Consider the following 14,937-nt stretch of genomic DNA (forward strand, 5'->3'; position numbering starts at 1 on the left):
TTGCTCACATAACATCACATATTATTGCATAAAACCCAAATTCCGTCAAGGGAAAATTTAAATTTCTTTTAGTTATTTTATTCCACTCTCTCAATTCCCAAAAGCTTAAAGCCAAGAGAATTGTTCAGATATGGACGAATATGTGCGATATAGATACCGTTTCCGGGATCTTCTTCATCTCTTTTCTGTTGCCAGTTCAGATCACCGGGAGTAAGTTCATAGACAGGACCGAAGTGATAATCAAAGCATTGAAGCTCCTCATTATAATCATAGTCTTCCGGACCGTCTACTCTGTTTCTGTTTCCGTATCCGCTGGCATATACCAGTTCGTTATAGCTTGGACTGTATAACAAAAGTGATGCACTCTCAGGATAAACACTCGGATTATCCTGCATCACACTGTTTACATCAAGTTCAAGTGAAAACATATCACGGTAAAAAGTCTTGGCGTATGCAAGGGATCCGCCGAGCACATTCTTCTCTCCGACAGCCTTGCTGTAAAACTCCTCAAACTCCTCTTTCCCAATCTCACTCTTTAGGTACATCTTGTTAGTACCATCGCCCTGATCGACGATGCAGGCGAATCGCTCGGACTGGATATTCTCATTGTCCTTGTTGATTCCTGCCTTTAAGTACATCTGAAGAAGTAGTGGATCCTTTGAGAGTATATCTTCAAGCTCCTTAGTTGTTCCAACCGGTACAACATACTCCATACCCTGCTGGTCATAGAGGTCTCTTGAAATTACCATGTTGTCCATAATTCCCCAGAAGATATCCTTCTGCTGCTGAGATAGCTGAAAATTTGTATAGTTTCTGTCCACAAACTCTTCGTAGCTCTCAAGCTTGTCAGCCTCTGCCCCGCTAAATCCGCAAAGGTTGTACAGAACATAGGAATAATATGCCTTCTGCTTATCCTCTTCCTCGTCAATAGGTCTTGGATAAGTCAGCTTCATCTGATATATCTTTTCGTTTTCTATCCTGCAAAGATCATAGACACGCTCAGCCTCAGCTCCGCCATCGGCGTAAGCTGTAATGATCACAATGGCATTGTCCTTCTCTTTTGAGATCTGAGTCTTTTCAACAACAGGTGAAAAGAGCTTTTCTTTCTCAGAGCTAAGGACCTTCTCCATCATGGCATCCATGTCTTTTTTATAATTAAGTCCGTTTTCATAGACGGTAAAAACAGCTGTTGAGCTGTCCGATCCTGAGAATGTGATGTTTCTTATGATCTTGCCATAGTCACCATTTTCCTGATTATTCACCATCTTCACATCATTGTAGATATCTGATGGATAGTTAAAAGAAAATCCGGTGATCTCCGAGTCATATCTCTTGTACTTGGTATAATCAAGCACCTGCGAGTTTTCATAATTGGCACGGTTAGATTTATACAGGCCAAAGTCTTCCATAAGCTGCTGGGGCGAAACCACAGTGCTCTCTTCTGATGCTGCATCAGGTCCTTCTACTATAACTGCCTGAGACGGTTCATCATTTCCAAGGTCAACTTTGGGCTGTCTGTACAAAAGAGCCAGTCCTATGCCAAGGCACACGACAACAAACAGCACTGTTCCGGAGATAACAAGCCGCAACTGGAGTTTCCTGCCTGATGCTCCTTCATACTGCCCTTCGTTTTCTTCGCCTTTCAGGACATTGTCTATGGGGCCTTCATCAAGGAGTCTGTCCATTTCACCCTCTATTTTCGAAAGCTTATGAAACAGCTCCTCGTACTGTGTCCCCGACATGTCATTGTAGCGATTCTCAGAGGCAAACTTCTCACCGATCTTTTCGATGACATGTTTTTTCTGAGTCTCGAGCTCTTTTAATTCTTCTTCAAAGGCGTCTTCATTTTGAGTCTTAATTTGTAGTAAATCGAATAGCCCCATCTTTTACCTTTTATCCTATCTGCTCACCAAGGACCTTTTCTGCCTCAGCTATGGCATCTGCGATACCTGCAGGGTTCTTACCGCCGGCCTGAGCCATGTTTGGACGACCACCGCCGCCTCCGCCTACCTTAGGCGCAATTGCCTTAACGAGGTTTCCTGCATGGGCACCCTTTGCCATTGCTCCGTCAGTAGCCATGGTTACAAGGTTTACCTTGCCATCAAGCTCAGATATAAGAACTACTACGCCCTCACCGAGCTTAGTCTTCATCTGGTCTCCCAAGTCTCTTAGGCCGTTCATGTCAACGCCCTTAACAGATGTGGCAAGGAGCTTGACTCCCTTTACTTCCTTGACCTGGTCGCCCACATCTCCAAGAGCTGCCTGAGCTTCCTTACTCTTTAAGGACTCGTTCTCGCTCTTAAGGGCCTTGAGCTCCTCCTGGAGCTTCTTTATATGGTCATTTATATCGGCAGGTGTTGTCTTGAGTGCCTTAGCTGCCTCTTCAAGCTTATTCTCAACATCTCTGTAGTAATTTCTTGCATTGCTTCCTGTGAGAGCTTCGATACGACGAACTCCTGCAGCAACGCCGCTCTCTGAAACAATCTTGAAGATACCTACATGACTTGTATTTGATACGTGAGTACCACCGCAGAGCTCGATGGAGAAATCTCCCATCTTGACTACGCGGACTCTCTCGCCGTACTTCTCGCCAAACAGAGCCATAGCTCCTGTCTTCTTGGCTTCTTCCATTGTCATCTCTTCTGTGACAACAGGAAGGGCTGCTGCGATCTTCTCGTTTACAAGATCCTCAACCTTTTTGATCTCCTCAGCTGTCATAGCCTGATGGTGTGAGAAGTCGAATCTTGTCTTGTCAGGATCCTGGTAAGAACCTGCCTGCTCAACGTGATCACCGAGTACTTCCTGAAGTGCCTTCTGAAGAAGGTGAGTAGCACTGTGGTTTCTGCAGGTCTTAGCTCTGTTCTCTGCATCTACGCAGAGCTTAACAGCATCGCCAACCTTGAAGGAGCCTTCTGTAACCTCACCTACGTGAGCTGTTCTTCCGCCTGCTACATGGATGGTGTCTGTTACTGTGAACTTGGCACCGTTTGCGCCCTCGATCACACCGATATCTCCAACCTGTCCACCCATTGTTCCGTAGAAAGGTGTTACGTCTGTAATGATGCTGCCCTTTGATCCGGCTGTGAGCTCATCTGAAAGCTCCTCATCAGCCATGGCAACAATCTTGCCGTCAGCTGTAATAGATGTATATCCAACGAACTCGCTCTTAACTGACTCATCAAGAGAATCGAATACACCTGCTCCGGTTGTAAGGTTAGCTGAGAAGTTCTGGTTATCTCTTGCCTTCTGCTTCTGCTCTTCCATAGCCTTTGCAAAGCCGTCCTCATCTACAGTAAAGCCCTCTTCCTCAGCAAGCTCTACAGTGAGCTCTACAGGGAATCCGAAGGTATCATAGAGGAAGAATGCATCTTTTCCGTCTACTGTCTTCTTTCCTTCTGATGAAGTCTTATCAAGGATCTTCTTAAACTCTTTCATTCCGTTCTCAAGAGTTGACTCGAAACGATCGATTTCTCTTCCGAGCTCTCTTAATACGAACTCTCTGTATTTAACAAGGTTTGGATAGCTCTCTGAGTACTCATCAAGGTAAATTGTTGCTACTCCGAGGATCTGCTCCTTCTTAAGTCCAAGTGCTCTTGCGTGTCTTACAGCACGACGGATAAGTCTTCTTAAGATATAGCCTGCTCCTGTGTTTGAAGGAAGAAGCTTAGCCTCATCACCGATGAGCATTACTGCTGTTCTTGTGTGATCAGCAAGGATTCTCATTGAACGTGTTGACTTCTCGTCAGCTTCATAAGCGATTCCGCTCTCTTTTGCAATGTATGCGATAACAGGAGCGTGAAGATCGATCTTATAAACATCATCAACACCGTTGAGGAATGCAAGGATTCTCTCAAGTCCCCATCCTGTATCAACGTTCTTCTGTGAAAGAGGTGTAAGGGAACCGTCGTGATGCTTCTCATACTGCATAAATACGTCGTTACCGATCTCTGTGTACTTACCGCAGTGGCATCCGGGTCCGCAATCAGGTCCGCAATCCGGGATGTCTTTTACATAGAACATCTCAGAGTCGGGGCCACAAGGACCATATTCAAGTCCCCACCAGTTATCCTCAGCGGGAAGATAGAATATATTCTCAGGCTTAAATCCTGATTCGATACGGTATTTAGCACCCTCTTCATCTCTTGGTGCATTCTCATCACCTGCAAATACTGTTGCAGCAAGGTGATCTCTGTCAAATCCAAAGAGCTCTGTAAGAAGCTCATAGCTCCACTGGCAACGCTCTTTCTTGAAGTAGTCACCAAGTGACCAGCTTCCCATCATCTCGAAGAAGGTTCCGTGGCTCTTATCACCAACGGAATCAATATCATTGGTACGAACACATCCCTGAACGTTGCAAAGTCTTGTTCCCATGGGATGCTTCTTACCTAAAAGATAAGGCATAAGTGGCTGCATTCCTGCAACGTTGAACATAACACCTGTGGAACCGTCTGATACCAGTGATACGGCTCCGCAATCAACGTGACCTCTCTTGATGTAGAAGTCCTTCCAAGCCTTTCTAAGCTCATTAGCAGTAAACTGTTTCATTACATTCCTCCATTAGAAGTCAAACTTATCAGCAAAGAAGCTCTCAAGCTCATCAATGGCAATACGCTCCTGCTCCATTGAATCCCTGAATCTTACTGTTACCTTGCCGTCTGTCTCTGAATCAAAATCATATGTGATGCAGAAAGGTGTTCCGATCTCATCCTGTCTGCGATATCTCTTACCGATGTTTCCTCTGTCGTCAAACTCGCAGTTGTACTTCTTTGAAAGCTGAGCATAGATCTTCTCTGCGCCTTCGTTGAGCTTCTTGGAAAGAGGAAGGATACCGATCTTAACAGGTGCGATCGCAGGATGGAAACGAAGAACTGTTCTCATATCAGGCTTATCTTCTGTTCCAAGGTTCTCCTCATCGTATGCTTCGCAAAGGAATGCAAGAGCTACACGGTCTGCACCAAGTGAAGGCTCAACAACGTAAGGGATGTACTTCTCATTTGTCTCATCATCGAAGTAATCCATAGACTGGCCTGATGTCTCCTGATGACGTGTAAGGTCGTAATCTGTTCTTGAAGCAATGCCCCAAAGCTCGCCCCACTCTGTGAATGGGAATGCGTACTCGATATCTGTTGTATGATCTGAGTAGAATGAAAGCTCCTCAGGATCATGGTCACGAAGACGAAGGTTCTCTTTCTTTATTCCGAGAGAAAGAAGCCACTCATAGCAGAACTTTCTCCAGTACTCAAACCACTCTGTCTGTGTTCCGGGCTTGCAGAAGAACTCAAGCTCCATCTGCTCGAACTCTCTTGTACGGAAAGTGAAGTTACCGGGAGTGATCTCGTTACGGAAGCTCTTACCTACCTGGCAGATTCCGAAAGGTACCTTCTTACGTGATGAACGCTGTACATTCTTGAAGTTTACGAAAATTCCCTGGGCTGTCTCGGGACGAAGGTAAACTGTATCCTTGGCATCCTCTGTTACACCCTGGAATGTCTTGAACATAAGGTTGAACTCTCTGATGCTGGTGAAGTCATGCTTGCCACATGAAGGGCAGGGAACGTTGTGATCGTTTATGAACTTCTCCATCTCCTCGTGAGACCATCCGTCTACTGATGTCTCAAGAGTAATATTATTCTCTGCAGCAAAGTCCTCAATGATCTTATCTGCTCTGAATCTCTCGTGGCACTCCTTACAATCCATAAGAGGATCTGAGAAACCGCCAAGATGTCCTGAAGCAACCCATGTCTGAGGGTTCATAAGGATCGCACAGTCTACGCCTACGTTGTATGGGCTCTCCTGTACGAACTTCTGCCACCATGCCTTCTTAACGTTGTTCTTGAACTCCACGCCGAGATTGCCGTAGTCCCAAGTGTTCGCCAGTCCGCCATAGATCTCAGATCCGGGATAAATAAAGCCTCTTCCCTTTGCCAGAGCAACAATCTTGTCCATTGTCTTTGCTGATTTTTCCATGTTTAAATATTCCTCTCTGTAAATGTTTCTTATTTTGAAAGAAGGAGCTGTGCGTACTCTGCAGTTACCGCATGAAGCTCTGCTTCCTTTTTACCAAGGCTGTTGACTCCCTTTGACATGTATTCGATGTTATAAGGGGTCTTAATGTTTGTCTTGTCACTGGTTATTATTATGTGTCTGTCAGGATTCTGATCGATTATAGAAGGATCTATCTTGTCACCCTTATCATCCACAAGGTTTAAATTAAGCTCATACCCTGCGCTTCTGGCATCTGCCACAGTGCCGTAGAACATATCCACCTGATTATAATAGGAATAGTCCTGAGCGCTCTCAAACTGCATTGTAAGCTTAACAACGCCTTCCTCCTCAAGCACCTGAGCATCTGAAAGCGTGATCCTTGGGTTCTCATACTCTGAATTGTAGTCTGAAATTTCTTCTTCTGCCATATTTTTAAGTTCATCAAGGCTGTAGTAATCCTTGTCGAAGGCATCGTATAAAACGCTCTCAACCTTGCCTTCCTTGTCCACCGAAACAGTGGAAACCCTCGCAGTCTCGTTTCCGCAGGCGCACAGTCCCAATATGGTAAAAGATATTACGGCAGCTGCCGTAAGTTTTTTCTTTATAATAACCACCTTTTCACCTCACAAACAAAGTAATTATATCCAAATCATTTTTCTTTTTCAATAGCGCCTTCATTACAGGGCATCGTCAAAGGTGGCGAGCATTTCCATGCTTTTTAGTGTCCTGTCGATAAACTTACTTCTGTAAAGGGATGTTACCCTGCAAAGTTCACCTAGTACTTCGTCGCTTACATTAAAGGTATAGAGTTTCTCAAGCTGCGAAGACTCTATATGTGAAAGAGCATATCTCGTGGATTCCTGTATCTCCATATTTGCCGGAACTCCGGGATACTCACCTTCTATCTGAAGGCTCTTTAGCTCATAAATGCACCTTACCAGCTTATTGGGAATTGAGTCCTTTTGCAGAGCTTTCAGGGAAATGTACAAGAGATTTAGCAGTTCCCTGTCCTCAATATTCTCTTTTGAATAGTACGAAGCCAGTTCAAGGAAAAAGGTGCCGTAACAGGCACCTTCAAGATCCCCCCTAAATCCTTCGAAGTAGTTCTCTATATCCGCCTCTACTATATTGTAGGAACTTTTGCCCACAAAGAGCTTGAAAGTTCCGAAACAAAATGGCTCAACTGTGCCTGAGAGCCGCCCGTTTGGCTTTCTTGCGCTTCTGGCAAAGGCTGTGATCTTGCCCCTCTCGGCTGTGAATATAGTTGCTACCCAGTCATAATCCCCACTGGGACTATGCTTTAGTACTATTCCTCTGACGGTAATGATATCTTCCATCAAAAGCTCCTATTTAAAATCCTTTGGATTGTAACCAAAATTCTTCATCTGCTGCGTATCATCGCGCCAGTCTCTTCTTACCTTAACAAAGAGCTGGAGATTAACCTGGCACCCAACCAGTTCCTCGATATCTTTTCTGGCTGCGCTGCCGATCCTCTTTAGCATAGCGCCGCCCTTTCCAATGACGATTCCCTTGTGGGAGTCTCTCTCGCAGATGACCGTTGCCTCGATGTCCATGATACCCTCAGGATCATAAACCTCTTCCTCGGCATTCATATCATCCAGGGAAAAGACAACCGGGCCATCCGGAAGGTCTTCATCCATGGCCTGCATCTGTTTCTCAAGAGCGCTCTTTTTCGGCGGATGCTGATGTCTCTTTTTCTTGGGCTTTTCGACCTTTTTCTCCCTCATCCTCATGGTCTCTATTGTTACCGCGATTCCGTGAGGTACCTCGTCCTGAAGAAGTCTAAGGGCCTTTTCTCTTATGATCTCTGCTACAATCTGCCTCTCGGGCTGGTCGGTTATTGTGTCTTCATCATAAAGAGCCGGTCCGTAAGGAAGGAATTCCTTGATGGTAGCAAGCACACCGTCAACGTTCTGCCCCTTAAGGGCTGCCACCTTTACCACTCTGGCAAAGTCCATTTCCTTGGTGTAAGCATCTTCAAACTTCTGAAGGTTCTCCGCCGATACGGTATCAATCTTGTTGATGACCAGTATTATGGGCTTTTTGGACTTCTTAAGCTCCTCGATAATGGACTTCTCCACTTCACCTATATAGGTACTGGGCTCAACGAGCCAGAGAATAAGGTCCACCTCTTCCAGCGTACTCTTTGCCACCTTAGTCATGTACTCGCCAAGTTTATTCTTGGTGTCGTGGATTCCCGGGGTGTCAAGGAATATCATCTGTGCCTCGTCATCTGTAAAAACAGTCATGATCCTGTTTCTGGTGGTCTGAGGCTTGTTGGAGGTTATGGCGATCTTCTGCCCGATGAGGTGGTTCATCAGTGTCGACTTACCTACATTGGGACGCCCTATTAAAGTTACAAAACCTGTTTTAAAATTACTTATTTCCATCGTTTCCTTTTTCAGGCTCTTTAGCCTGCTGAGGTGCCTGGTTACTTGGTACCGGAGCTGCGTTCTGCGCAGCTGCCTGATACATCATCTGCATCTTCTTAGCCTTTTTCTTCTTGCTTCCCACAACAATTGCTCTGATAATGAGCACAATAATTACTACAACAATGGCAAATACTATAAGTCCGGGGATGTGCGATACGAACCATACAAGGAAGTCAACAATGGCTTCGCCCACATCAGAGAGATTCTCCATAAAGCCCTTGCCCATTCTGCTGAAGGCACTCTCTTTTTCTACGGGAGTGAACTTAACAACCTCTTCAATGTTGAGATATACCGTGCTGTAATCAACAAGGTTGTCGTAGCTTCTGATCTGAGACTCTATGCTCTCAAGTTCATATCTTACATCAGCAAGCTTATCCTCTACTGTTATGAGGTCTTCAACTGTCTCAGCAGACTCAAGGATCTCCAAAAGTCTCTTCTCCTCTGTTCTTAAGGAGTTTCTCTTACTCTCGATATCAACATATGTAAGAGTAATGTCATCTACATTGACAGACTTTCTTGTGATATTGGTGTTACCCTCTACCGAATCAACAAAGGAGTCAAGGTTTACAGCAGGAACTCTTGCAGTAATGCTGGCGCTTCTGGATGAACGTCCGGAATAGGTGGTTCCGTTGTAGATGTTACTGGACTCGATATATCCACCAAGTCCGGTAACTTTCTGTTCAATAAGGGATACAGTCTGATCAAGGTCCTCTGTCTCGGTATCGAGATTAACGGTCTTGATCAGCTTTCTGCTGGTGTCATTAACCTGAGTCTGGCCATCTGTTCCTGCAGAAGTATCTGCCATCTCCATAGCCGCAGCAGGCTCTTCATATACGCCATAGTCAGCAGCCGTTTCAGTCGCTGCATACTTAGCATATCCTGATGAATCGCTTGAAGAAGATCCGCAGGCTGTGAGCATAACTCCCATGACAAGAGCCATGGCTGTTCCAAATACTCTGATACTTCTCTTTTTCATAATCTCCTCCTTTTGGCGCTCTGGGCGTCCTGATACGATAGATTTACCTTCCAACCAGCTGCTGAACCGAGTTAAACAGCTCTTTACTCTCCTCGATCTTCTCAGCTGATCCGATAACACACAGGCACTCGTCGGACATGAATGCATCAACATAATCCGCAAGGCCTCTGATGCTCTCCTTGGTAGTTCCAAGAAGCTCATCCCTGTTCTTCTGGATGTTCTCCATCTTGGCATTGCAAAGGAAAGCTGTAAGTCCGTATGCACCCTTGGCTGACGGTGTCTTCGGTGTATCAAGGTCTGATATTGCACCGATTATGTACTGAAGTATTGTTCTATCGTCCGAGTCAAAGCTTCTTAAATACTCTGAAGCTCCCTCAAATACATCTATACTGTTCTGAAGGTTAGGGTCTCTGTAGGTCACGAAAGCGCTGTCGCCGTTCTTGGCAAAACTGCTCATGCATCCGTAGGCTCCTCCCAGAATTCTTATGTTCTTCCAGAGGTAGTCATAGCCCATCATTACCTTGAGAACTCTCAAAGAGCCGTTATATTTAAGTCCTTTTGAAGCAAAGTTACCGGCTCTGCAAACGTACTGAACCTGTCCGGCTGTCTTAAAGCCCTCGTTCTTCTTCTCGGGCACAAGCTTGAGTTCACCCTTTGTAACGTCATCTGTATAAAGAGCTTTCGCAAACTCTATTGCCTCATCCTCTATACCCTCGTATTCCTTCTCTGTACCTGTGACATCCACAAGAAGATTCTCGGGTCTAAATATCAGGCGGCAGAGATGCTGGAATTTCTCAATGATCTCTTTTGCCCCATCCTCGGTCTCAAGAGCCTTGTTCATCCTCTCAAGATGTCTGAAATAACCAATTCCGCTGACATTGTCAGAAACCATTGCAGCAGGCGATACATAGCTCATAGCTCTGAGCGCTGCACTCTGGTGGCCTGCAGATGCAAGGTCGGTCTGGAGTCTTGCATACTGCTCTCCATAGATCTCGCGAAGTCTCTTTACGTCATCAAATTTGGTGGCTGTCAGGATCTCTTTTACCAGGTCAAAGGCGTAGTGAAGGTTGTCATGAAGAACCTTAACGTTTATCTCAAACTTGGTCTGGAACTTGGTGACATCCTCTGAATCCGTGTAAGTGCTGATGGATCCGCTGATTCCGCCGGTCCTTATGTTGATCTCATTGTAAAGATCTCCGTATGCATAATGCTCGGTATTCAACATTCCAAGCGCCTTCTTAAGAGATGAAGCGTAAGGAAGGAGCTCTTTATCAACAGTGCTCATGTCGAACACAAAGTTTATGTATGCAATGCCACTTGTGAACACGTTATGGAAAAGAACCTTTGTATCCCCTGCACTTCTGAGCTCATATATGAACTTATCGGCCTCTTTCTTCATATCAGCCAAAGTAAGAAGCGGAATCTTGGCAAGGTCTTCCGGATCATCGGGTGTATCCTGATATTCCTTAAGCTCTTTGGTCTCCTGAACGATCTTCTTTATCTCATCCTCGGAGAGAGAATCCTTGTATTTCTGAAGCTTGTTCTTAAGCTCCTCGTCTTTTTTCTCGGTAAGACCTTTTTCGGGGCGCAGAACTACTACGCTCTTGTGATTGTTATCAAGGAAATACTTCTCAACAAGCTCCTCAAAGTATCTGCCATCCACTTCCTTCTTAAGCTCAGCGAAGGTCTCTCCGGCCTCAACATTTATCCAGGGTTTCTCATCGTCGTAGAGCCAGCTGTCCATAACCTGAAGGCCGTACAAAAGACCCTTTGGAAATCTTCCGAAATCTGCCTCGCGGTACTTAAACTCATCGTAGGAAAGGCCCGCAAGAAGAGACTTCTTGTCAATTCCCTTCTCTACCTGCTCTTTAAGCAGTGACTGAATGGTATCCACAAAGTCATCCAGCTGTGATTCATCAGCATTCTTGGCAACGATAGAAAAGATCGGCTGTCTTATGCCGTTGTCATACTCGCTGTAGACATCCTGTCCGATGCCCTTTTCAATGAGAGTTTTCTTGATAGGAGCTCCGGGAGCTGAACAAAGCGCATAGTCAAGAATGTCAAAAGCAATGTAGAGCTTTTTATCAAGTGGCGATCCAACGCTGAAGTTATAGGACAGATATGTGTTCCTCGCAATTTCATCTTCAGGAAGGATTGGGTAAGGCTTAACTACCTTCACCGGCTTATCGAACGCCTTCTGTACTCCAACCTCTGAGTCAACCTCTATGCGGTCAAACTTTGAGAGATAGTTCTTGTCGATATAATCAAGCTTCTCAGCCATATCCATGTTTCCAAACATATAAATATAGCTGTTTGAAGGATGATAGTATTTCCTGTGGAAGTCCAGATACTCTTCATAGGTAAGCTCAGGAATAACGTCCGGATCTCCGCCCGACTCGATACCGTAAGTAGTATCGGGATAAAGAGAGTTCTGGATCTCTCTTGAGAGCATGTCATCAGCAGATGAGAACGCTCCCTTCATCTCGTTGTAAACAACACCGTTGATGGTAAGGTCTGAAGTTTCATCCTCCATCTCGTAGTGCCAGCCTTCCTGCTTAAATATCTTGTCAGTACTGTATATATTTGGATAAAAAACTGCATCCAGATAAACGTGCATCAGGTTCTGGAAGTCAGCATCATTGCAGCTGGCTATCGGATACACGGTCTTATCGGGATAAGTCATTGCATTCAAAAATGTATTAAGCGAGCCCTTAACCAGCTCTACAAAAGGATCCTTAACCGGGAACTCCTTAGAACCGCAGAGCACGGTATGCTCAATAATGTGAGCCACACCTGTTGAGTTCTTGGGTGGTGTCCTAAAGCCGATTGAAAACACCTTGTTCTCATCGTCATTGGACAAAAGAGCTACTCTCGCACCTGATTTCTTGTGTCTTAACAAATAGCTTTCGGAATTCAGGTCATCAATCCTTCTCTTTTCAATAATTTCATACGAAGATAAATCTTCAATTCTCATTTATGTACCTTTCTATCTTTAAATATCGAAGTCATCACCGGGCTTAAGCTCGATGTCAAAGTCATCTTTTCTTGGCTTTTTGTCTGTAACATGCGCTGATTTCCGCTCAGTTTCTCTCTTCTCTGCTGCTTTTCTTTCTTTTTCCTTGAGCTTCTCATTGACCTGTCTCGCTGTTTCTGCAAGGCTGATGGTTCCTGTGAATTCAGGCATCTTCATGCGAGGTGTGAGGTCGACGTCTTCATCATCCTCTGGAAGAACCATTCCCTCGGGAACAAAGTGTCCGTGAGGCTCTTCTTCCTCAGGTTCAGGTTTTGCCTTAGATTCTTCTGTCTCAGGCTCAGCATCTTCTTCGGGTTCATCTTCGAACTCGTAGTCAGGTTCTGTAACTTCCTGCGCACCCTGAGCAGCTTCAGGTGACTCTGATGCAGTCTCATCTGCAACTTCTTCAGTTGCATCTTCTGCAAGTTCCCTGATTTCCTCAGCCTCTTTTTCTTCTAAAGTTTCTTTTACAGGTTCCTCAATGTATTCCGCCTCTTCCTCGTCAGCAGGAAGTGCGATAAGTGAAGCAACACATCCTAGGATGAATGCGTAGTAAACGGTAACGAAGACCTGTGTATTCATCCTTGTTGCTCCCATAAAAGGAACAGAAACAAAGATAAAGAGAATTGACCACAGCCAGGGTGAAATCTTCTCAACAGTCCTGTTCTTCCAAAAGCCCACAATTACTCCGCTCATAACGATAAGAGTTACGAGATAGATGATCTTGTAATCAGTGTAAGCCCAGAACATATCAAAAGTGTTGAGGTTGTGGAAGTAATATGATGCCCAGTTTGCAAAGCGCACATCAGCCATCATAAATCCCTGCTCCTGGATAAACATGCCGATAAATGTCAGCACGGCTGCTGCAACCACAATGATAAGCCTTACGACTTCCTCTTTTACCTTAGTGCCATAGATAAACAGTACTGCAAATAAAAACGGCACGATCATGATTATGGTTCCGGCATCCATATAGGACATAAAGCCCACAACGATACCAACCAGAATGTACCAGAGTATCCATGCCTTGGAAGTATATTTTTTCTTAAAAGAGCCTTCCAAAAACAGAGCCACAAACAAAAGCTCTATGCCAAACATGGCCATGAACAATGGACCTGTAGAAAGCTCTGGGCCTGTAAATGCAGGCGTGAACACCGGCATAAAGCCAACATAAGCAGTAAAGACAAGCGCTGCTGCATAGCCAAGAAGCTTCTGCACTGTGAAAAAGCCGCAGATCATGAATATTGTGAAACATACAATCTGGAAAAAGAACGGAATCGTTATGATGTTACCGGTAAAGAACAGTATTCCTTTTAGTATCGTTGAATATACGATTGATAACAAATCGTACTCTGCTACAGGTGTTCCGCCAACCATGGCGTTCTCATACAGGCTCATCTTGCCCGTGATCTCTTTTGACGTATGTGCCAGCAGTTCAATCCTGTACCAGACAGCACCTATGAGTATAAGCGCAATGGTTATCTGATACCCAATCTTAAAGGGCAACTTGGATGGCCATAGATCGGCCTTCATGCTGTCACTGCATCTGCCTGCAAATATCACGATCACTGACATGAGCAGAATACTAAGTACTGCAAAGACTATGGAATAGATCAGTTTATTCTCATTGGGGAAAAGACCTAAAAAGAAACCGCTACTTGCCACCATTGCAAATTCAAATATAAGAAATATAACCCAGATGCCTACCGCCGGCCATGCTCGTCTCAGTTTCATTTTAAGTCCCCCAATATTAAAGTTTTGTTTTATTCTTCAGGCTCATCCCAGTTGTGATATACTGCCTGAACGTCGTCATCCTCGTCGAGAAGATCAAGGATTCTCTGAAGATACTTAACGTTCTCAGGATCTGTTACAGCAACATAGTTCTGAGGGATCATAGTAACCTCAGCAGATGCTGTCTCGATGTTCTCCTTGTTAAGTGCCTCAACTACAGCCTGGAAATTATCAGGAGTTGTAAGGATCTCGTAGCTGTCCTCTTCCTCGTTGAAATCATCAGCGCCTGCATCAAGAACGAGCATCATAAGATCATCTGATGATACCTTGCACTCTTCCTTGTCGATGAGGATCTGTCCCTTGTTATCAAACATGTAAGATACACATCCGGGTGTTCCAACATTTCCGTTCCCCTTTGAAAATGCTGCCTTAACGTTGGATGCTGTTCTGTTCTGGTTGTCTGTAAGTGCCTCTACGATGATAGCTGTTCCGCCGGGGCCGTATCCTTCGTAAGTGATGTTCTTATAATCAACGTTGCCTTCAGCGCCGGATGCCTTTTTGATTCCACGATCGATTGTGTCGTTAGGCATGTTGTTGGCCTTAGCCTTGGCGATAACCTGAGCAAGCTTAAAGTTGTTGGCAGGATCAGGGCCGCCTTCCTTAACTGCTACAGCAATTTCTCTTCCGATAATGGTAAAGATCTTACCCTTTGCTGCATCATTCTTTTCTTTTTTGTGCTTGATGTTTGCAAATTTTGAATGTCCTGACATAAAAACTTC

Annotated in this window: 10 protein-coding genes; all 10 read right to left on the reverse strand. The window is 44.9% G+C overall.

Going from position 1 to position 14,937, the window contains the following annotated elements; genetic code table 11:
* Nucleotides 1–77 precede the first annotated feature (77 nt).
* The 10 genes from G589_RS0114665 to G589_RS0114710 all read right to left on the reverse strand — a co-directional run bounded on the left by G589_RS0114665 (nucleotide 78) and on the right by G589_RS0114710 (nucleotide 14,928).
* Nucleotides 78–1,883, reverse strand: coding sequence for a hypothetical protein (locus tag G589_RS0114665; RefSeq protein WP_026522644.1), 1,806 nt, complete (start codon nucleotides 1,881–1,883; stop codon nucleotides 78–80).
* 10 nt (nucleotides 1,884–1,893) lie between these two features.
* Nucleotides 1,894–4,545: an alanine--tRNA ligase gene (gene alaS / locus G589_RS0114670; protein ID WP_026522645.1), complete on the reverse strand. Its 2,652-nt coding sequence runs from the start codon at nucleotides 4,543–4,545 to the stop codon at nucleotides 1,894–1,896.
* A gap of 12 nt (nucleotides 4,546–4,557) precedes the next feature.
* Entirely contained in the window at nucleotides 4,558–5,967 is a 1,410-nt protein-coding gene (locus G589_RS0114675; protein WP_022766909.1) for a glycine--tRNA ligase, read from the reverse strand.
* A gap of 29 nt (nucleotides 5,968–5,996) precedes the next feature.
* Nucleotides 5,997–6,599, reverse strand: coding sequence for a hypothetical protein (locus G589_RS0114680; RefSeq protein ID WP_026522646.1), 603 nt, complete (start codon nucleotides 6,597–6,599; stop codon nucleotides 5,997–5,999).
* A 63-nt stretch (nucleotides 6,600–6,662) separates the two neighbouring features.
* Nucleotides 6,663–7,322 (reverse strand): DNA repair protein RecO, encoded by a 660-nt coding sequence (gene recO, locus G589_RS0114685; protein ID WP_026522647.1) that lies wholly within the window; start codon nucleotides 7,320–7,322, stop codon nucleotides 6,663–6,665.
* Between the two features lie 9 nt (nucleotides 7,323–7,331).
* A complete protein-coding gene (era, locus tag G589_RS22270) occupies nucleotides 7,332–8,396 on the reverse strand; it encodes a GTPase Era (RefSeq protein WP_026522648.1) in 1,065 nt (354 codons plus the stop codon).
* Nucleotides 8,383–9,414: a DUF4349 domain-containing protein gene (locus G589_RS20135; RefSeq protein WP_051192409.1), complete on the reverse strand. Its 1,032-nt coding sequence runs from the start codon at nucleotides 9,412–9,414 to the stop codon at nucleotides 8,383–8,385. Before G589_RS20135 ends, era begins: the two co-directional genes overlap by 14 nt.
* 43 nt (nucleotides 9,415–9,457) lie before the next feature.
* Entirely contained in the window at nucleotides 9,458–12,388 is a 2,931-nt protein-coding gene (locus G589_RS0114700; protein ID WP_026522649.1) for an insulinase family protein, read from the reverse strand.
* A gap of 18 nt (nucleotides 12,389–12,406) precedes the next feature.
* Nucleotides 12,407–14,161, reverse strand: coding sequence for a hypothetical protein (locus tag G589_RS0114705; RefSeq protein WP_026522650.1), 1,755 nt, complete (start codon nucleotides 14,159–14,161; stop codon nucleotides 12,407–12,409).
* A 29-nt stretch (nucleotides 14,162–14,190) separates the two neighbouring features.
* On the reverse strand, nucleotides 14,191–14,928 hold the full coding sequence (locus G589_RS0114710; protein WP_022770449.1) for a YebC/PmpR family DNA-binding transcriptional regulator: 738 nt from the start codon (nucleotides 14,926–14,928) through the stop codon (nucleotides 14,191–14,193).
* Nucleotides 14,929–14,937: the final 9 nt, after the last annotated feature.

The sequence above is a fragment of the Butyrivibrio sp. VCB2001 genome (assembly GCF_000423965.1).
In the GTDB taxonomy this organism is placed as follows: domain Bacteria; phylum Bacillota; class Clostridia; order Lachnospirales; family Lachnospiraceae; genus Butyrivibrio.

Coding starts and splice junctions, on each gene's coding strand:
- G589_RS0114665 (WP_026522644.1), bottom strand. CDS start 1,883: ATGGGGCTATTCGATTTACTACAAATTAAGACTCAAAATGAAGACGCC.
- alaS (WP_026522645.1), bottom strand. CDS start 4,545: ATGAAACAGTTTACTGCTAATGAGCTTAGAAAGGCTTGGAAGGACTTC.
- G589_RS0114675 (WP_022766909.1), bottom strand. CDS start 5,967: ATGGAAAAATCAGCAAAGACAATGGACAAGATTGTTGCTCTGGCAAAG.
- recO (WP_026522647.1), bottom strand. CDS start 7,322: ATGGAAGATATCATTACCGTCAGAGGAATAGTACTAAAGCATAGTCCC.
- era (WP_026522648.1), bottom strand. CDS start 8,396: ATGGAAATAAGTAATTTTAAAACAGGTTTTGTAACTTTAATAGGGCGT.
- G589_RS20135 (WP_051192409.1), bottom strand. CDS start 9,414: ATGAAAAAGAGAAGTATCAGAGTATTTGGAACAGCCATGGCTCTTGTC.
- G589_RS0114700 (WP_026522649.1), bottom strand. CDS start 12,388: ATGAGAATTGAAGATTTATCTTCGTATGAAATTATTGAAAAGAGAAGG.
- G589_RS0114705 (WP_026522650.1), bottom strand. CDS start 14,161: ATGAAACTGAGACGAGCATGGCCGGCGGTAGGCATCTGGGTTATATTT.
- G589_RS0114710 (WP_022770449.1), bottom strand. CDS start 14,928: ATGTCAGGACATTCAAAATTTGCAAACATCAAGCACAAAAAAGAAAAG.